This window comes from Streptomyces sp. DvalAA-43 (assembly GCF_900091725.1).
In the GTDB taxonomy this organism is placed as follows: Bacteria; Actinomycetota; Actinomycetes; order Streptomycetales; family Streptomycetaceae; genus Streptomyces; species Streptomyces pulveraceus.
The window spans coordinates 178921-195704 of record NZ_FMBW01000054.1 but is presented as its reverse complement, the minus strand read 5'-3'; the positions used below and the strand labels follow the sequence as shown (position 1 = coordinate 195704).

Below are 16784 nucleotides of genomic sequence, written 5' to 3'. Positions count from 1 at the left end.
GCCACATGGCTGAAAACAACGCGGATCACGGCTACCTGCTGGACAACCGGCAATCGGAGGCAGGGGTCCGCTTCGGCGCCCTCGGTGAACTGTTCGATCCGGTGACGTTCCGGCATGTCGACCAGCTCGGCATCACCAGCGGCATGCGGTGCTGGGAGGTCGGTGCGGGCTCCCCGTCCGTGCCCCTCGGGCTGGCCGAGCGGGTCGGCCCGGCGGGAGCGGTGGTCGCCACCGACATCGACGTGTCGTGGACCCGGGCCATCGACGGTGGTGTGGTCGAGGTGGTGCGGCACGACGTGGCGGCCGACCCGCCGCCGCCCGGTGGTTTCGACCTCGTCCACGCCCGGCTGGTCCTGGTACACGTCACCGATCGCGCCGAGGCGCTGCGCCGGATGGTCCAGGCGCTGCGGCCCGGCGGATGGCTGCTCCTGGAGGACGCCGACCCGGGTTTGCAGCCGCTGTTGTGTCCGGACGAGTCCGGTCCCGAGCAGCGGCTCGCGAACCGGCTGCGGTCCGGCTTCCGCGACCTGATGGCGGCGCGCGGCGCGGACCTCGCGTACGGGCGAACCCTGCCCCGGCTGTTGCGTGAGGCCGGTCTGGAGGACGTTCGGGCCGACGCGTACTTCCCGATCACCTCACCGGCCTGTGCCGTCCTCGAAGCCGCGACCGTGCGGCAGATCCGCCCCCGGCTGGTGGCGGCAGGGCTTGCCACCGAGGAGGAGATCGACCGCCACCTGACGAACGTTGCCACGGGGCGGCTCGATCTCGCCACCGCCCCCATGATCTCCGCGTGGGGACGCCGCCCGTAGCCCTCCCCCATCGCCTCTCACGCACACGCGTCGTCCGGCCGAGCCGCGGGCCGCGCAGCGCAGCAGCCCTGAACGGGCCCGCCCGTTGCCCACCTCAGGGTCTCCGCCACGCACGACGGCCGACGCCTCATCCGCGCTCGCGGAGATACGCCTCCAGCTCGGCGGCCCCGGCCAGCATCGCGCGTCCTCGGGCGGACAGCCGGCCACTCCAGTCGCGCAGGGCGGACTCCAGTGGCTCCAGGCCTCCGGCCGCCCGCACCTGTGCGATCAGCGGGGCGATCCGCTCCAGCGGATAGCCGCCCCGCCTGAGCTGGTGGGCCAGTTGGGCATCCCGTACGTCGGCCTCGTCGTAGACGCGGTATCCGGTCCGCGGGTCGCGGCACGGGCTCACCAGGCCCGCGCGCTCCCATGCGCGCAGCGTCGCGGGCCGGATCCCGAGCCTCCTCGCCAACGGCCCGATGAATGTGCCGTCCCGCCCGGACACCGCCGGGTCGGGGTCGGGCACCGGCGTGGGCGTCAAGTCACGGAGGGCGTTCTCCACGGCCCGGAGGGTCCGGCGGTCGTCGAGGAGTTGGGCGTGACTCTCGTCGATGAGGCGGAACGCCTCCTCGGTCGCGCCCTCGTGCACCGCCCGCATGATCGATGTCGCCGTCCGGTGCCCGTGGCCGGGCAGCAGGGCGAGGAACGCGCGCAGGGCCTGTGCGTGCAGGGGGGTGTAGGTGCGGTAGCCGTGGTGTGTGCGGGCGGCGGCCGGAAGGATGCCGTCCGCCTCGTAGTTCCTGATCGCCTGCGTGGACAGACCGGACCCGCGCGCCAGATCGACCGGCCGGAGTCTCACACCGTTTTGAAGGTTCTGTGCCATGGCCCTGCTGATATCGTGGAAAAGTTTCAACCGAGAGTTCAACGATAGCGTTGAATGCATGGCAACTGACATCAGAGACACCGCCCATGCCGTCGAGTCCAGCGCTGTCATGGGGCTGCTCCCGGCCCGGCCGCGACTGCTCGCCCTGGGCGAGCCCACCCACGGCGAGGACGCTCTGCTCGACGTGCGCAACGAACTCTTCCGCCAACTCGTCGAGCAGGAGGGCTACGGGACCATCGCGATCGAGAGCGACTGCATGATGGGCCTGGTCGTCGACGACTACGTCACCGGGGGCACGGGCACCCTCGACGACGTCATGGAGCGCGGATTCAGCCATGGGTGGGGCGCGTCCGCGGCCAATCGTGAACTCGTGCGTTGGATACGGGCGTACAACGTCGACCGGCCCGTGTCCGAGCGGCTCCGCTTCGCCGGGTTCGACGGCCCGCTGGAGATCACCGGCGCCGCGAGTCCACGGCTGGCCCTCACCGCACTGCACGGCTACCTCGCGGCCCGGGTGGAGGCGGATCTGCTCCCCTGCTCCGCGGACACGCTCGACCGGCTGCTCGGCACGGACGACCAGTGGACCGAGCCCGCCGCGATGATGGACCCGTCCCGGTCCGTGGGGCAGTCGGCCGCGGCCAGGGAGTTGCGGCTGCTCGCCGACGATCTGGTGGCACTGCTCGACACACGGACGCCACAGCTGTTCACGGCGGCCTCGCGTGACGACTGGGACCGGGCGTGCCTGTACGGGCGTACCGCCACCGGCCTGCTGCGCTACCACTCCTCGATGGCCGACACCTCGCCGAGCCGCCTGACGCGCCTGGTGAGCCTGCGGGATTCGATGATGGCCGGCAACCTCCTCGCCCTCGCCGAGCGGGGCCCCGCACTGCTCCACGCCCACAACGGCCATCTCCAGCGGGCCAAGAGCACGATGCGGATGGGCAGCCTTCCGGTGGAGTGGTGGAGCGCGGGCGCGATCGTGAGCGCGCATCTGGGCGAGGAGTACGCCTTCCTGGCCACGGCACTCGGCACGATCCCGCACCAGGGCGTGGAAGCCCCCGCCCCGGACACCGTGGAAGGGCTCCTGTACGCGCTCCCGGAGGACCGCTGCCTCGTCGACGCCCGCCGGTTGGCGACGGCCCTGCCCGACACACAGCCGGCACCCCGGGTCTCCCCCTACTTCGGCTACTCCCCGCTCGATCCGGCCCACCTGACCGGAATCGACGGAATCGTGTTCGTCAAGGACATCCCGCCGGGCTAGGCCGTCTCGTCCGGATCACCGGGCGGACCAGGGAAAGAACCGGCCGGCCGAAGCCGAGTTCGGATTCGGCTTCGGCTTCGGCTTCGGCTTCGGCTTCGGCTTGCTCGGACGAGCTCACTCACAGAGCAGTTCGCCAGTGCAGCAGTTCTTCGGCCATCGTCGTGGTCAGGCCGCGTGCGGGATCTCGGCCGAGAGCGGCGAGCCAGTGACCGTGGGTGTCCGGGTCACCGAGCCCGAACAGGAAGGTGTCGATACGGGCGTTGACGAACAGGTCGGCGCCTGCACGGTCGGCGGCCTGCCGGGCCCCGGCCAGCCGCGTCGCCAGTTCGGTCGGGGTCCGGGTGCCGTCCTCGATATTGATGCCGACGGCGCCCGCCGCGATCACCCCGGCGACGGTCTCGGCGACTTCGGCGGCGTCGCTGCCGAGCCCGCCCTCGATGTCGGCGGTGACGGGAACCTCGACGGCAGCGACGATTCGGGCGATCAGCTTCAGCGCGGGGCCGCGGGTGAGGACGTCGCCGTCCGGAGCGCCGAGCGACCAGGCGACGCCGGCGCTGGTGGTGGCGATCGCGGAAGCACCCGCGGCCTCGATGACGCGGGCGCTCGCGGCATCCCAGGTGTTGGCGAGCGCGAGGGGTGCGGTTGGGGTGTGCAGGGAGCGGAAGAGGCCGGCCTGATCCGGCTGTGTCATAAACATGGACGGAGTGAAACATTGGCCACCACCCACCGTCCGGCAAGAATCCGACATGGACGTGGACCCGGATTCGGCCGGGCCATCGGGCTGCCGTGCCGGGATACGCGACGGGCCGGTGGAGTCTCTGTGGCAGGCGGTCAGGGGCCGGCCCCGTTCATCGGGCCGAGGTACGGCTCTCGGACGAGTTGACGGCGGGCGAAGGGACCGCGAAGTATGCCAGTGCGGCAAAGGCCGCCACACTCGCCGCGAGAATCAACGTGCCGGGAAGGGACCAGTTCGCGAGCGGACCGGCGACCGATGCTCCCAGGGCGAATCCGGTGATCTTCAAGCTGGCGCCGGTGGTGAAGATCTGGCCTCGCAGGTGTTCCGGGGCCTCGCGGTGGCGGATTGCGAACAAGGCGGCCAGTTGGGGTCCTTCACCGATTCCGATCATCAGCGCCGCCACGACGAGCGCGGCCGGCCGACCGGAGGCGGCCAGGGCCAATGCGCCGGCCTGGACCAGAGCACCGGCCCAGATGACTGTGTCGGGCGCGATCGAGCGTGGGAACCGCGCCAGTACGGCGTTGGCCGCCAGGGCGGAGACCGCCGCGCAGGAGAGCAGCATCGCCCCACGGCCCGCGCCGCCCAGGACACGCTCGCCGAGGAGCGCGATGCACGCTGTCAGCATGCCTTGAGCCGCACAGCACACGGCCGAGCTCAGGGTCGCTCGGGCGAGAGACCGTCTCCTGACGATGACCCGTGCACCGGCAGCCAGCTCGCTGAACACCGAGGTCGCCCGAGGACCACGCCCCGGGCGGGGACGGGCGGGCAGCATCCACGCGGCGGGCAGCGCCAGGCCGATGAGCCCCGCGGAGACCACCACCGCCGTCGGCGCCGCCAGCGCCTCCGCCACACCGCCGGCGAGAGCCGGACCGGCCAGACTCGCCACGCCGAACGTCATGGCATCGAGCGCGTTCGCCCGGGGCAGACGGTCGCCCGGCACCACCCGGGGCAGCTGCGCCGTCCAGCCGCCCGACAAGGCCGGCCCCAGCAGCCCGGTCAGCACCGCGATCAGGACGGTGACGGCGAACGGCAGGCGGTCGAGCCCCACGAGGATCATCCCCAGACCGGCCGCGTACAGGACGAGGGCCCCGGCCAGCAGGCGTCCGGGCCGTCCCGCTCTGTCGAGGAGCACCCCGAGCACCGGCCCTCCGACCGCGGCGGAGATCGTGATGCCCGCGAGCAGCGCCGACGCATCGGTGGCCGACCCTGCCATCGCGAATCCAGCCAGCATCAGCGCCGGTCCCGACATCTCGTCTCCGGCGCGTGCTGCCACCGCTCCGGCGAGATAGAAGCGGAGTGGGTAACGCATTCTCATGCACGAGAAGTTACGGAAGTAACTCAAACATCAGCAAGATGCGTTACATTGCGCGAATGTCCTCTCCTGTCGACGACTGGTCCACCCGGCACTCCGTGCTGACCACGGCTCGGCGGACCGCCGCCCTGATCAACGCACTCGACGGCGACCGCCCCGACCCGGCCGAGGTCGCCCATGTGATTCGCTCCTACGGTGAGGCGGACCCCATCGACCTCACCGCAGACGACATCGCCGGGATGCGCACCGCAGCGGCCCTCCTCCGGGAGGTCTTCGCCGCAGAGAGCGCCGACGGTGCCGCCGTCGCCCTCAATCGCCTCCTGCGGCAACACACCGGACCGCTCCGTCTGACTTCACACGCGGGCGACACCCCTTGGCATCCCCATCTCGACCAGGACGACGACGCCCCCTGGGACGAGTGGCTCCTCGCCTCGTCCTGCATGGCCCTGACCGTCCTCGTCTGGGATCGCCAGCGTCCGCCCGGCAGGGTCTGTTCGTCGCCCAGCTGCCGGACCGTCTTCATCACCCAGGGCAGCGGCCCGGAGCGCCGCTACTGCTCACGCCGATGCGCGACCCGCGAACGGGTCGCGGCGCACCGGCGTGCCCGTTCCACCGTGCGGCCGGGTGAAGCCGGATAGCCCCCGGGCCGTGTCCGTAACGTCCCGTGGCGCTGCTCGGTCGCGGGCGACGCGGGGGCCATCGTCCGGCTGCACGGCGGCGGTTGGGGTGCTCCTGCGGTGCCTCTGTCAGGGCCTTCCCGCGCGGGCCAGGGCGTTCTCGGCCTGGGTGGCCAGCGCGGCGACGAGATCGGCGGCGGGTGGCAGGTCGTTGACGAGATCGACGCCCTCACCGGCCCACACAGGCAGCGGGGGCACAACGCCTCGCGCCACATCGGTCTGGTAGGCGGCTCGGGCCTCCGGGTCCGCGGCGAGTTCCGCCTCCCTTCCCCGCCAACGGTCGAGGTAGGGATGGCCGAGGGTGCGAGCGGTGTACTTCGTCGTCGGCCATCGGGCTCCCCTGGCGATGTCGAGGACGGCGTTGCGTTCCGTGTCCTGCGCGCGCCCGCGGACGATCGCCTCGGTGATCGCGGCATCGGCCAGGGACTCGGACGTGGCCTGGAATCGGGTGCCGATGAGCGCACCGGCGGCCCCGAGCACCAGGGCCGCGGCCACGCCGCGACCATCGGCGATCCCACCGGCCGCCAACACCGCCACCGGTGCCACCAGATCCACCACCACCGGCACGAACGGCAAGGTGGCCCTGCCGCGCCGGGCCCCGTGTCCGCCGCTCTCCGTCCCTTGCGCGACGATGACGTCGGCGCCCAGGTCCACCGCCCTCCGGGCCTCCTCCAGATCGGTGACCTGGACGATCACCGCCGCGTCGGCTGCGCGGATTCGCTCGACGAACGGGCCCGGGTCCCCGAAGGAGAGCATCACGGCTCGCGGACCGTACTCCAAGGCCTGCTCGACCGCGCCGACACCGGCCGCCCAGCTCAGGAACCCCACTCCCCACGGCCGCCCGCTGCCGGCCACGATGGGCAACTCCCGTGCCAGCCAGTCCTCATCGCCCTGTCCGGCTCCCAGCAAACCCAGTCCGCCGCCGAGGGAGACCGCCGCGGCGAGCGCGCCACCCGCCGATCCACCCATGGGCGCCAACGCGATCGGGTGCCGCACACCGAACATTTCCGTGAACGCCGTCGACAATGCCATGTCCGCCGTCTTCCTTTCCGCCCGTGCTCTCCGCCCGTGCTCCGGAACACCGGCCCGTGACCCGATCGAGCCGGGGCCTGCTCGCGAGATGACGCCACTTTCTGCTGTGGCCCGCCACGCGAAGGTGATCGCGAGGGTGATCAGGCCGCGATCCGGCTGGCAGCCGAAGCAAAGCCGAGCCACGTGTGTCGGTTGCCCGCCCAGCACCAGCCCACCTTCGGCGCGTTGCGGTTCTCCCGACCGTCCCGCCCGGTCCCATTGCTGATCCACAGCGCCGGGGTTCGCGCGTCGAGCGTACCGTTGTCCTTCCGCAGCCGGGAGCCGATGGTCATGAAGCAGCGGCCCCGCTCCAGGGTCTCCGGCTGCTGGAGTACCCAGTGGATCCCTTCGGCCAGGAGCAACGGGGTGCGGCCTTCTTCAGCGATCGCGGGCAGCGCCTCGTCGGGGCTCCAGTTCGCCATGTGGTCGCCCCGGTCGAGACCCTCCACCACATAGACCGGCTCGTCGGGTACGGCCATGGTCTCGATGGGCGAGAACTGATCGATGTCGGGCATGTCCACCACGACGAACCCCGGCTTTCCCTGGTGCCGGAGCAGAGGCGCGAGAGCCGACGCCGGAACCCGATCCGGGCGGACCACGAGAAGGCCGGCACGAGCCCTGGTCCCCGCAGCGAAGGAGCGCAGCTCGGCAGACCGGAGACCACCGAGTTCATGCACTCCGAGCTGGATCAGTCGCTCTGCTTGGTCAGTGATCGAGGGAAGAATGTGCGCTGCGGTTGGCATGCGGCTCCATGAGACGTCGAAGCAGGGCGAGTTGAACGTGCCCGTTCATAACGCGGCAGATCCCGGAATCGTTCCGCGTCGCCCTGCCCCATGCCCGTCATCACAGGCTCCCCTGCCCGCGTGATCCCCATCCGGCCTGCGGACTCGTCCCCCGATGCGGCTCGGGCAGTCCTCTCCTCGGCACTCGGACCTAGGTCATTGGTCCGGCTCGCCGCCCGATGCACTTCAGCACAACTGCTGCTCGAATGAACGCATGGGCCATCTTGCAGATCTTCCGGGACCGGACGTCCGCACACGGTTGGAGACGGAGAAAAACGTCTGGCTGTCACCGTGCGACCTGACGGCTCCACTCATGTGACACCCGTCTGGTTCGTCTACGCGGACGCCAAGTGGTGGATCGGTACGGATCACAGATCCGTCAAGGTCAGGAACGTCCAGGCCGAGCCACGCGTCTCCCTGGCCCTGGAGGACGGCCGGTTCCCCGTCGTCACCGAGGGAGACGTGTCACTGATCCACGACGGGTTCCCCGCTGAGGTCGTGACCGCGTTCAAGGAGAAGTACGAGTGGGATCTCACCACCCCCGCTCGTCCGGGAGGCAGATCCGTGCTGTTGGAGGTGCGCGTACGTCGTTGGCTGCCGGCCGGTACGGCGCAGTGACTGCGAACAGGGCCGCCTCGCGCCCGCGGAAGCGGCGGCCCGCTCCAGACGACGCCCCCTAGCATCGACGTGCCGCAACAACCGCTGAACTACCTGGTGTTGTGAGTACTTCAGTGGCTTCCAGGTCCGGATGAGTGAGGTAGAAAAGACGGAGCTCATCCACTTCGCCCTCGAACCGAGGCGGCCAGTCGGGCGAGGGAGTGAAGTCGTCCAGGATGAGAAGGCCCCCGGAGGCGAGCAGGTCGACGACCCGCTGCGGGTCGTCGCGCTTGCCCCCGCCGTCGCAGAAGAAGACATCGAAGGGGCTGTGCTCTTCAAGCAGCCGCCAGTCCCCCGTAAGAACGCTGACCCGTTCGTCGTCCGCGAAGACACCTGCCGCTCGGCGGGCCAGCTCCTCGTCGCGCTCCACGGTGACCAGGCGTGCAGCGCCGCCGAGGCCGCTGTGCAGCCATGCGGTGCCCACCCCCGAGCCGGTGCCGCTCTCCGCGATGACCCCGTGAGGCTTGGCAGCAGCGGCCAGCCCGAGCAGCCTGCCCACTTCGGGGATGCAGCTCTTCTTGAATCCCGCCTCGGAGGCAATACGCTCCGCGGCCACCACCCGAGGCGGAACGACACGTTCTGTCATGGTCGCGCCTCTCTCGCATCGTGCATCATGAACATGACGCTATCCGTCGGCAGGGTCGGTTGCACAGCCGGGATCCTCAGGTGCTCGGGCCGCTCGGAGCGGGGACCATCACCGTCAGTGGGGTAGGCCCAGCTCCCCCGCACGCAGCCCCGCCTGGAAGCGTGAGCCGGCCTCCAGTGTGTCCATCAGCTCGGCCACGCGCCGTCGGTAGGTGCGGAGCGAGACGCCCAGCCGTTTGGCCGCCGATTCATCGGTGAGTCCCGAACCGAGGGCTTTGAGGACCGTGCGGCCGTCGGCATCGAGATGGGGAACGTCACGGCGCAGATAGGTGTCGAGGTCGGCCGACTCGTCCCAGACGGCTGTGAACAACGAGTGGACGCCGTCGATCAGGACCTGCGACGTCGTCACCGTGTACTCACGACCGGTGGGGGTCTCCCGGCCGGCCAGGATCATCACCCGCCGGTCGATGATGATGGTCTCGTGCGCCAGCGGCGAGCTGCTGATCCGTACGAGCGCCCCCTCGCTCTGCACCAGGCGCAGATGCGCGCGGGCCTCCTCCTCGGCCAGCGCCACCGGGCTGAGCAGCTTGCGCGTGGTGAATCCGGCAAGCTCCCTCGCCCGCATCCGGTGCTGGATCGCCGCCCTGGCTTCCGGCCGCGACCAGGTCCTGAGGTCCCTGGCAGCACACAGGAACTCGGTGTTCGCGGACTCGAAGAGATGACCGGCGCGCTCGATCAGCTCTGCGTCCCCTTGGACTGAAAACACGGGTTCGTTCCGCACCCCTCCAGTCTGGCAGCAAGCTGCCGCGCGCTCGCCGGCCATGGTGGTGCCGGGCACCATGAATCTCATGACGATCAAGACCTTCTCCCTCGGCGGAGACCTGACCATCAACCGGCTCGGCTTCGGCGCCATGCGCCTGGCGATGGGCACCTTCGACGGCCCGGCGCGGGCCCCGGAGACCGGCATCGCCGTGCTCCGGCGCGCCGCGGAACTGGGCGTGAACCACATCGACACCGCCGGTTTCTACGGCAGAGGAGAGGTGTGGGCCAACGAACTGATCCGTACGGCGCTGGCCCCCTACCGTGACGACCTGGTCATCGCGACGAAGGTCGGACCCCTGCTCCAGCCCGATGGTGTGCCGAGCGGGCAGGCGACACCTGATCAGCTGCGCGGCCTGGTGGAGTCGGATCTGCGCTCCCTCGGACTGGACCGGCTGGACCTGGTCTACCTGCGCGTGGGCGGGATGACCAGGCCGGGTGGCGAGTCGATCGCCGAACGGTTCGCGGTTCTGGCCGAGCTCCGGGCGGAGGGGCTGATCCGGCACCTGGGTGTCAGTAGTGTCGACGCCGCCCAGTTCGCCGAGGCCCGCGCGATCGCGCCCGTGGCGGCGGTGCAGAACCAGCACGCCGACGACCCGGGGCTGCTCGCGGAGTGTGAGGGGGCGGGTATCGCGTACGTGCCGTACTTCCCGCTCGGTGGTGGCGGAGACCCGCTCGACACCGAACGGCTCGGCAAGGTCGCGGCACGCCTGGGTGCGACCACCGCGCAGGTGCAGATCGCCTCGCTGCTGGCGGCGTCGCCGTCGATGCTGGTGATTCCCGGCACCGGCTCGCTCGATCACCTGGAGGAGAACCTCGCGGCCGCCGATCTGGTGCTCGGCGACGAGGATCTGTCCGCGCTCCGAGGCTGACCGCCCGGCTCCGCCGGCCGGTCGCCTTCGGCGCCCCTCCCCCCCACTCACGCCGTCCGCGCCGTTGTCCGGGCAACTCGACGTACAGCCGTGATCCGTACGTGATCAGCGCCTCGTAACCTCCATGGCCAGGGGATTCACGGGGTGAGCGGTCGATTCGGGGGCAGCACATGACATACCGGCGCGTGGCGATACCGGCACTGGTGGGAGGGCTCCTTCTCACGGCACTTCTGTGGTGGGCGGGGGCGAGTGCCCAGGCGCTCCATCTGCCAGGTACCACCGATGTGCTCGGTGGCCGGGCCGCCGCCGAACTGGAACGCTGGCTCACCCCCTGGTCGTACGACCCTCCGGCCTCGGTCCGGTTCGGCATCGGGGTGTCCGGCGGGATCGGGGACCCGGCCGGAGCGGACGGCACCCGCTATCTCTCCCTGTACACAACAGCGCTGCAGATCCGGTTCGCCGCGGTCTTCGCCTTCTTCGTGCCGGTGGCGATGCTCCTGATCCGCAGACTGCCGCCGGTGCACGGCCGGATGCCGGCCACGCTGCTCGCGGTGTGGGCCTGGGGTCTGGTGGCCGGGACCCTGGCCGTGACCGTCTCCGCGCCGTGGCTGATCGCCTCGCAGGGGCGCGGCAGTTACCGTTTCCTGCCCCAGCTGGCGGGCGTGATCTCCTCCGGGCGGCAGGTCCTGGTGGTGGCCGCGCTGGTCGCGGCGGTGAGTACGGTGCTCATCGCGCGGATCTCCGTCAAGGGAGCCGGTCCGCTGCCGCAGGAGGCGGTCCCGGCGCGCGCCGCCCGTCTGTCCGCCACCGCCGGGACCGTGGTGATCGCGCTGTCCCTGGTGGTCCTCTCGTACCAGCCGGTCGCCGCCGCCCTCCAGAGAGTCTCCCCGGGCGTCGGGCTGCTGGCCGAACCGGGCGATCTCCTGCGCCAGTGGCTGCTGCTCGGCGCCTGGTCGGGCCCCGCGGGCGCGCCCATCGGCGACTGGCTCCTGTACCGGGCCGCCGATGTGCTGTTGCTCGCCGTGGTCTGGTGGGCGCTGCGGCGGCTGCCCGTACTGCTCACCCGGACCAGCGTCCCGGCGATGGCGGCGGGCGCGGTCTGCGCGACGGTCCTCGGGCTGCTGGCGAGTCAGGTGCTGCGGGTGGCGACGGACGGCACGGGCCTGCGCTGGGGGCTGGAGTCGTTGTTCTCCACCATCGGTGGCGGTGTCCCGGCCGCCCTGACCTGTGGGCTGGTGGCGGGGGTCGTGGCCGCTGTGACGCTGCGGGTGGCCATGGACCGCACGGAGAGGGTCGACGCCCTGGGCCCGGGCCAGGGTTCCACCGGACCGTGATGCGGTCGTCGGGTGCCGATGAAGCGGGGGCACAATCCCTCGTCAAATGCGCTTGCACGGGCTTCGGAGGGGCGCCTAGCCTCATCTCCATCGACGTGTAGCTCAGTAGGAGAGCACCGGGCTCCGGACCCGGAGGGCGCAGGGGCGGAACCTGCCACGTCGGCTTATGAACGACGACGCTGAGCAGCAGCACTCCGCAGGGGCCGGGGACTTGCCGGCCTATCCCCAGGCCATGCGGGCCCAGGCTTTCCGGACCTGGCTGACCCATGGTGAGGCCGACACCCGCAACCGCGCCGCGAGCCGTGTCGGCCGCTGGCAGGCAGTGCTCTCCGGCATGGCCGAGAGGCGCCTGACCATCGGTTCACGCACCCCGGTGGCGGATCTGCCCGCCTGGGTGACTCCGGAGGTCGTACGCGGCGGGTTCGCCACCTCCGCCGCGAGCGCCGAGGGCCCGCTGCAACCGTACGAGCGGGAAGCCGCGTCCCTGGCGGGCGTACCCGCCGAGCGCCGGGCGCTGTTCGCGTACTGCCTCACCGAACCGGGCCTGGCACGGCTCTACGCGCTGCTCGACAGCGGGCGCTACGAGTTCGCCGTGCCCGAAGAAGCCGCGCTGCTGTTCGTGGCGTGGCTGGTGCGGGCCGGGGACGTAGCCGGTGCGCTGGAACTGGTCGAGATCCTCGAACCGTGGGCCGACCGGCTGCGCTTCACACCGCGGCCGTCCGATCTGCCCACGCCGGACGTGCAGGCGGTCCATCGCCGCACGGTCGGCGACGTCGGCGCTTCCCTGTCCGCCCGGCGACCCCACTCCGCGGTGGAGACCCAGCGCGAGGCCCTCTCCGTCTGGCAGCCCTTCGGGGACGAACTGCTGACTCACTGGCTGGAGACGGCCGGGACCGGGCGCGTGCTGGACCGCGTGCCCGACGACACCTGGCAGGAGCGCGGTGCGATGCTCCTGCGGCGCTACCGGGACCTCGCCGCGGCCCACACCCGCTGCACCAAGCACCGCGACCCGAAGGAGAACCTGGGCATCCTGCGCGGTGCCCTGGAGGAAGCGGTCGCCGGCCGGCCGCTGGACGCCCGTCGGCTCGGGCTGCTGCGGCACGCGGTGGAATCCATGGTCCGACGACGTGGCCGTCCCGGCTCCGGGCAGCACAGCGAGTTGCGCGCCCGTCAGGCGGTGCAGGCGGCCCGGCCCTCACACCACGCGCTCGCCCAACTCGTCCTGCGTCGGCTCTCCGGTCTCCCACAGCAGACCGGCGCGGCGGATCTGGCACCGCTGGTCGCGGATGTCTCGGCCCGCGAGGCCGCGGAGACGGGGCTGCCCGAGGGTGCGGTGGTCCCGGTGACGGTGCGACGCGTCGTCGAGGCCGCGCTGAGTGCTCCGATCGGGACGCTCGTGGAGCGCGGTGTGGTGCCCTCGGCCGAGGTCCTGGCCGAGCTGGTGCCGCAACTGGTCGCGGCAACCACTTCGCAGGAGTACCGGGACCAGGCACTGCGCTCCCTGGTGGCCGCGCACTACCGGGCGTTCCGCAACCGCCGTTCGTTGCTCCTGCTCCACCTCGCCCGGCAGGTGCGGACCGAGGAACTGCCCTGGATACGCGCGGTGTCCGGGTACCGCGTCGACGATCAAGGACAGGAGGCTGCGCTCACCGCGCTGCGTCAGCTCGGCGAACTGGCCGTACAGGCTTTTCCCGGCACGCTCCTGCCCAACCCGCTGGTCCGCGAGCTCGGTGTACTCGCTCGACAGGCCGAGGCCGGCGCACCGTTCGTCGAAGAGCTGGCCTCGGACATTTTCATGGGGACCTTCACGCCGAAGTTTCTCGCGGCGGCGCGGGTCGCCGCGGAAGTGCTCGGCGGAACGCTCTACGAGCGCTACTACGCCATCGACTACGCGGCGGTCCGCAACCTCGCGCTCACCGAGGCGAGCGAGTCCCTGCGCGGTACCCACCGGGCGCGCACCTCGCCGGAATTCGCGAAACTGTGCGCCGCACGGGCCGACGAGCCGGGAACCAGGAGCTGGTCCGTGGCGGCCAACGGCAAGGTGATCGAGCAGGCCCAGATCCTCACGACCCACAACCTGGCCACCCTGGTCGGCTGGATCGGTATCGCTCCGGAACCCGGATGGGGAGACCTGGCCCGGCGTTGTTTCGCCACCGTGTGCCTGCTGACTGCCCGGATACACGGCAACCCACGGCCGCTCTCCACCATCAAGGACGCGGCGTACGCATGGCGTCAGATGGTGTTCCACCTGTCGCTCTGCGATCCTGCGGAACAGGCCCGGGTGATCTCCCGGCTCGGCGAGGAGACGGCCCGCCATCCGGAACACGTCTCGGCCCGGCTCGCTCCAGCCCTGATCGGCCTGCGCCAGGCCGCGGCCGGTGGTTCCCCGGACACGGGTGGGGGACGCCGCTTCCTGGGCTGGACCACCGAACCCCACTGGCTTCGCCCGGCTCCCCGTGCCTGACGTGGCGCGTCCGGTGTCTCCGGATCCTCTGGGCTACCGGCCACGAGGACGGTTCACTTGCCGCTGTCTTCCGCGAGGGTGTGCGCGACGAGAGCGTTGGCGTGGCCATGGCCGAGGCCGTGCTCGGTCTTGAGCCAGGAGACGAGTTCCATGTGCTTGGTGAGAGGTGAGGACCGGATGAGATCCTTCCACTCCGTGATCGGGCGTCCGTACTTCTTCTCGATCGAGGGGAAGTAACTGACAGGGCCCTTGACCGGTTCAGTCATGTCGCAATGTCCCGTTCTGTTCGCACGTGCTGCTCGCACGTGATGATCTTGGATGGTTGCTGCGTTCCCGCCCGGCCCGCAAGCCGCGGGGGCTCGCCTACGGCTGGGCCGTCGGCGCGTCGGCGAGCAGCCGGGCCGACAGTACGGTGAGCCAGAGAAGGCCGAGTCCGGCTCCGATCGTGAAGGCCAGGACAGCGGCGGAGGAGCCCGCGAAACCGGCGAGGACTCCCACCGGCACGAGACGGCAGGCAATGGCCCAGCCGCGCCGTCGCCGAGCGACGAACAGCCGGACCAGCACGAAGGACGCGGCACAGAACGCAAGGTAGCCCACCATCCCGCTGAGCATGTGAACGGCACCATGCGCACTCAGCGAGGCGGTCGCCCCCTCCGGAGTGCCGGCCGGAAACCCGGCGCCAGGATCAGCGGTGAACACCCCGGCGAGCAGGAACGAGGCCCCGAACACGCCGACCAGGCGCGGGGCCCAGACCCCACCGGGAGCGTCGCGCAGCGCCTGGCGCATCCCGATCGCGGCAGCGATGGTCAGCACCCCCGTGAGCAAGAAGCCGGTCACCTGGATCCAGCCCAGGTCGCCGAGGCTGAGCTGGCTGATTGCGTTGCGGGTGAAGTCGAAGCCCTCGCGGGCAAAGCCCTGGATCACGCCCACGCCCAGGAACAGCGGGCCCGCCGCGATACCGGCAGCCAGCAGGGCCCGCGTCGTCCGCCGGGCCGAGGCAGTGGAGTTGTCCACGATCGGGCCGGTGATCGGGGCGTTGGTCGTCTGAGTCATGGAAGTCCCCCTCGAATTGCACACCAGAACAGAACTAGACGGTTCAGTACCGCTTGGAACTGGACGGTACAGTACCCGTGAATGAACTGGACTGTCCAGTACTGTCAGGTCAGGGAGGCAACATGGAAACGAACGAGCAGGGCCGATCGGCACGGAAGCGCCAGGCGATCATGGAGGCCGCAACCGGGGTGTTCATGGAGAAGGGCTACTCCGGCACGAGCATGGACGACATCGCGAAGCTGGCGGCCGTATCCAAGCAGACCGTCTACAAGCACTTCTCCGACAAGGAGAAGCTGTTCTCCGAGATCGTCCTGGCCACCACCGACCGCCTCGACGGCATGATCGGCCTGGTGGCCGACGTCCCGTCCGACGCCGACACACTGGACGAGAACCTGACCCGCCTCGCCCGGCAGTTCCTCACCGCTCTCACACAGCCACAGGTGCTCCAGTTGCGGCGCCTGGTCATCGCCAACGCGGACATCTTCCCCGAACTCGGCGCGGCCTGGTACGAGCAGGGTTTCGAGCGAGTCCTGGCGACCTTGGCGGCCACGTTCCAGCGCCTGGCCGAGGACGGTCTGCTCCGGATCGACGAACCGCTCCTGGCCGCCCACCACTTCTCCGGCCTGCTGATGTGGATCCCGGTGAACCAGGCGATGTTCCACGGCGGTCCCCAGCACACCCAGGCCGATCTCGACCACTACGCCACTGCCGGCGTCCGCACTTTCCTCGCCGCATACCGCTGAACCGCCGCGCCCGTCCTTGCCGGCCAGTGGTCAGCCACCTGCCCGACCCTGGCCGTCCAGGACGGCTGACCGTATGCTCCGGCATCAACCGCACACAGGGGTCGTACACACCCCTGACGTGGGAACTAGGAGACAGCTCATGGCGAGTGACGGATGTATCTTCTGCGCGATAGTGCGCGGTGAGGCTGCTGCAAGCGTCGTCCATGAGGACGAGTCGGTGATCGCCTTCATGGATCTCCGTCCCGTCAATCCAGGCCATGTGTTGGTCGTTCCCAAGACGCACGCGGTTGGGCTGGAGGACCTTCAGGAGGACATCGGCGTCCGGGTCTGGACGGCGGCACACCGCCTCGGACGGGCACTGCGCCGCTCAGGGCTGCGATGCGAGGGCGTCAACCTGCTCCTCGCGGATGGCGAAGCAGCCTTCCAAGAGGTCTTCCATGTGCACCTCCATGTCATCCCCCGCTTCGCAGGTGATGCCTTCCGCATCGGCGCCGACTGGCGCGTCGACGAACGAGAACAACTCGACAGGGCATCCGCTGCGATCCGCGGTGGTCTCGCCGCACTGGATACCTTGCGACATTGACACCCGTCCGGCGATGGACACTGTCAATCGCCGCTTGTCGATTGACAGTTGAGAGGAAGCGGGCTCGTGGTCGGACCGCTCCAGCCGAGTCCGCAGCCGTAGGGTCCCCGCCGATGGCGGTACCACCTCCGCGGAACGCCAACGGCGCCTGCCCCGGCCCTCCC

Annotated in this window: 17 protein-coding genes, 1 tRNA gene and 1 pseudogene; 10 read left to right on the top strand and 9 right to left on the bottom strand. The window is 70.4% G+C overall.

What is annotated here, in order from left to right; genetic code table 11:
- The first annotated feature begins 5 nt into the window (after positions 1 to 5).
- Complete coding sequence (locus GA0115234_RS22775; RefSeq protein ID WP_093544607.1) at positions 6 to 809, top strand: methyltransferase domain-containing protein; 804 nt, start codon at positions 6 to 8, stop codon at positions 807 to 809.
- Between the two features lie 127 nt (positions 810 to 936).
- Here the strand turns inward: GA0115234_RS22775 and GA0115234_RS22770 are convergent, their stop codons facing one another.
- Positions 937 to 1671 carry a TioE family transcriptional regulator gene (locus GA0115234_RS22770; protein ID WP_093544604.1) on the bottom strand — a complete coding sequence of 245 codons (735 nt, stop codon included), beginning with the start codon at positions 1669 to 1671 and terminating at the stop codon, positions 937 to 939.
- Between the two features lie 58 nt (positions 1672 to 1729).
- Here GA0115234_RS22770 and GA0115234_RS22765 point away from each other — a divergent pair, with 58 nt between their 5' ends.
- Positions 1730 to 2932, top strand: coding sequence for an erythromycin esterase family protein (locus GA0115234_RS22765; RefSeq protein WP_093544602.1), 1203 nt, complete (start codon positions 1730 to 1732; stop codon positions 2930 to 2932).
- Positions 2933 to 3146: 214 nt separating this feature from the next.
- Here GA0115234_RS22765 and GA0115234_RS22760 read toward each other — a convergent pair.
- Both GA0115234_RS22760 and GA0115234_RS22755 read right to left on the bottom strand, forming a co-directional pair.
- Positions 3147 to 3629, bottom strand: a pseudogene (locus tag GA0115234_RS22760) (isocitrate lyase/phosphoenolpyruvate mutase family protein); the annotation flags it as partial.
- 151 nt (positions 3630 to 3780) lie between these two features.
- Positions 3781 to 4977, bottom strand: a complete 1197-nt coding sequence (locus GA0115234_RS22755) for an MFS transporter (protein ID WP_370804546.1) — start codon at positions 4975 to 4977, stop codon at positions 3781 to 3783.
- Between the two features lie 62 nt (positions 4978 to 5039).
- Between GA0115234_RS22755 and GA0115234_RS22750 the strand changes: the two genes are divergently transcribed.
- Positions 5040 to 5618, top strand: a complete 579-nt coding sequence (locus tag GA0115234_RS22750; protein WP_202554041.1) for a CGNR zinc finger domain-containing protein — start codon at positions 5040 to 5042, stop codon at positions 5616 to 5618.
- A gap of 108 nt (positions 5619 to 5726) precedes the next feature.
- On the opposite strand, the gene GA0115234_RS22745 is transcribed toward GA0115234_RS22750, so the two are convergent.
- Positions 5727 to 6689: an NAD(P)H-dependent flavin oxidoreductase gene (locus tag GA0115234_RS22745; protein WP_093544590.1), complete on the bottom strand. Its 963-nt coding sequence runs from the start codon at positions 6687 to 6689 to the stop codon at positions 5727 to 5729.
- Between the two features lie 140 nt (positions 6690 to 6829).
- Positions 6830 to 7471, bottom strand: coding sequence for a DUF5701 family protein (locus tag GA0115234_RS22740; protein ID WP_093544587.1), 642 nt, complete (start codon positions 7469 to 7471; stop codon positions 6830 to 6832).
- Between the two features lie 330 nt (positions 7472 to 7801).
- Here GA0115234_RS22740 and GA0115234_RS22735 point away from each other — a divergent pair, with 330 nt between their 5' ends.
- Positions 7802 to 8128 (top strand): pyridoxamine 5'-phosphate oxidase family protein, encoded by a 327-nt coding sequence (locus GA0115234_RS22735; protein ID WP_256088773.1) that lies wholly within the window; start codon positions 7802 to 7804, stop codon positions 8126 to 8128.
- 58 nt (positions 8129 to 8186) lie between these two features.
- Here the strand turns inward: GA0115234_RS22735 and GA0115234_RS22730 are convergent, their stop codons facing one another.
- The gene (locus GA0115234_RS22730) at positions 8187 to 8753 is read right to left on the bottom strand and encodes an O-methyltransferase (RefSeq protein ID WP_093544584.1); all 567 of its coding nucleotides are present in this window, start codon (positions 8751 to 8753) and stop codon (positions 8187 to 8189) included.
- A 114-nt stretch (positions 8754 to 8867) separates the two neighbouring features.
- Positions 8868 to 9533, bottom strand: coding sequence for a DNA-binding response regulator (locus GA0115234_RS22725; RefSeq protein ID WP_161275640.1), 666 nt, complete (start codon positions 9531 to 9533; stop codon positions 8868 to 8870).
- Between the two features lie 67 nt (positions 9534 to 9600).
- Here GA0115234_RS22725 and GA0115234_RS22720 point away from each other — a divergent pair, with 67 nt between their 5' ends.
- From GA0115234_RS22720 to GA0115234_RS22705, 4 genes are all read left to right on the top strand, one after another.
- Positions 9601 to 10443, top strand: coding sequence for an oxidoreductase (locus GA0115234_RS22720; protein WP_093544793.1), 843 nt, complete (start codon positions 9601 to 9603; stop codon positions 10441 to 10443).
- 170 nt (positions 10444 to 10613) lie between these two features.
- Positions 10614 to 11777, top strand: a complete 1164-nt coding sequence (locus GA0115234_RS22715; RefSeq protein WP_093544581.1) for a hypothetical protein — start codon at positions 10614 to 10616, stop codon at positions 11775 to 11777.
- A gap of 91 nt (positions 11778 to 11868) precedes the next feature.
- Positions 11869 to 11940 (top strand) — tRNA-Arg (locus GA0115234_RS22710).
- A gap of 3 nt (positions 11941 to 11943) precedes the next feature.
- The gene (locus tag GA0115234_RS22705; protein ID WP_093544578.1) at positions 11944 to 14241 is read left to right on the top strand and encodes a hypothetical protein; all 2298 of its coding nucleotides are present in this window, start codon (positions 11944 to 11946) and stop codon (positions 14239 to 14241) included.
- Positions 14242 to 14294: 53 nt separating this feature from the next.
- On the opposite strand, the gene GA0115234_RS22700 is transcribed toward GA0115234_RS22705, so the two are convergent.
- Entirely contained in the window at positions 14295 to 14507 is a 213-nt protein-coding gene (locus GA0115234_RS22700; protein WP_093544575.1) for a DUF4287 domain-containing protein, read from the bottom strand.
- Positions 14508 to 14604: 97 nt separating this feature from the next.
- Complete coding sequence (locus GA0115234_RS22695; protein ID WP_093544572.1) at positions 14605 to 15294, bottom strand: DUF998 domain-containing protein; 690 nt, start codon at positions 15292 to 15294, stop codon at positions 14605 to 14607.
- A 122-nt stretch (positions 15295 to 15416) separates the two neighbouring features.
- On the opposite strand from GA0115234_RS22695, the gene GA0115234_RS22690 reads away from it, so the two are divergent.
- Positions 15417 to 16037: a TetR/AcrR family transcriptional regulator gene (locus GA0115234_RS22690; RefSeq protein ID WP_093544569.1), complete on the top strand. Its 621-nt coding sequence runs from the start codon at positions 15417 to 15419 to the stop codon at positions 16035 to 16037.
- A 139-nt stretch (positions 16038 to 16176) separates the two neighbouring features.
- Positions 16177 to 16620, top strand: a complete 444-nt coding sequence (locus GA0115234_RS22685) for an HIT family protein (protein ID WP_093544566.1) — start codon at positions 16177 to 16179, stop codon at positions 16618 to 16620.
- The last annotated feature ends 164 nt before the right edge of the window (positions 16621 to 16784 follow it).

Bases quoted from the DNA above. Each gene is read 5' to 3' on its own strand.
- GA0115234_RS22770 (WP_093544604.1), bottom strand. From the start codon at position 1,671: ATGGCACAGAACCTTCAAAACGGTGTGAGACTCCGGCCGGTCGATCTG.
- GA0115234_RS22775 (WP_093544607.1), top strand. From the start codon at position 6: ATGGCTGAAAACAACGCGGATCACGGCTACCTGCTGGACAACCGGCAA.
- GA0115234_RS22715 (WP_093544581.1), top strand. From the start codon at position 10,614: ATGACATACCGGCGCGTGGCGATACCGGCACTGGTGGGAGGGCTCCTT.
- GA0115234_RS22720 (WP_093544793.1), top strand. From the start codon at position 9,601: ATGACGATCAAGACCTTCTCCCTCGGCGGAGACCTGACCATCAACCGG.
- GA0115234_RS22745 (WP_093544590.1), bottom strand. From the start codon at position 6,689: ATGGCATTGTCGACGGCGTTCACGGAAATGTTCGGTGTGCGGCACCCG.
- GA0115234_RS22755 (WP_370804546.1), bottom strand. From the start codon at position 4,977: ATGCGTTACCCACTCCGCTTCTATCTCGCCGGAGCGGTGGCAGCACGC.
- GA0115234_RS22740 (WP_093544587.1), bottom strand. From the start codon at position 7,471: ATGCCAACCGCAGCGCACATTCTTCCCTCGATCACTGACCAAGCAGAG.
- GA0115234_RS22730 (WP_093544584.1), bottom strand. From the start codon at position 8,753: ATGACAGAACGTGTCGTTCCGCCTCGGGTGGTGGCCGCGGAGCGTATT.
- GA0115234_RS22700 (WP_093544575.1), bottom strand. From the start codon at position 14,507: ATGACTGAACCGGTCAAGGGCCCTGTCAGTTACTTCCCCTCGATCGAG.
- GA0115234_RS22690 (WP_093544569.1), top strand. From the start codon at position 15,417: ATGGAAACGAACGAGCAGGGCCGATCGGCACGGAAGCGCCAGGCGATC.
- GA0115234_RS22750 (WP_202554041.1), top strand. From the start codon at position 5,040: ATGTCCTCTCCTGTCGACGACTGGTCCACCCGGCACTCCGTGCTGACC.
- GA0115234_RS22685 (WP_093544566.1), top strand. From the start codon at position 16,177: ATGGCGAGTGACGGATGTATCTTCTGCGCGATAGTGCGCGGTGAGGCT.
- GA0115234_RS22695 (WP_093544572.1), bottom strand. From the start codon at position 15,294: ATGACTCAGACGACCAACGCCCCGATCACCGGCCCGATCGTGGACAAC.
- GA0115234_RS22705 (WP_093544578.1), top strand. From the start codon at position 11,944: ATGAACGACGACGCTGAGCAGCAGCACTCCGCAGGGGCCGGGGACTTG.
- GA0115234_RS22765 (WP_093544602.1), top strand. From the start codon at position 1,730: ATGGCAACTGACATCAGAGACACCGCCCATGCCGTCGAGTCCAGCGCT.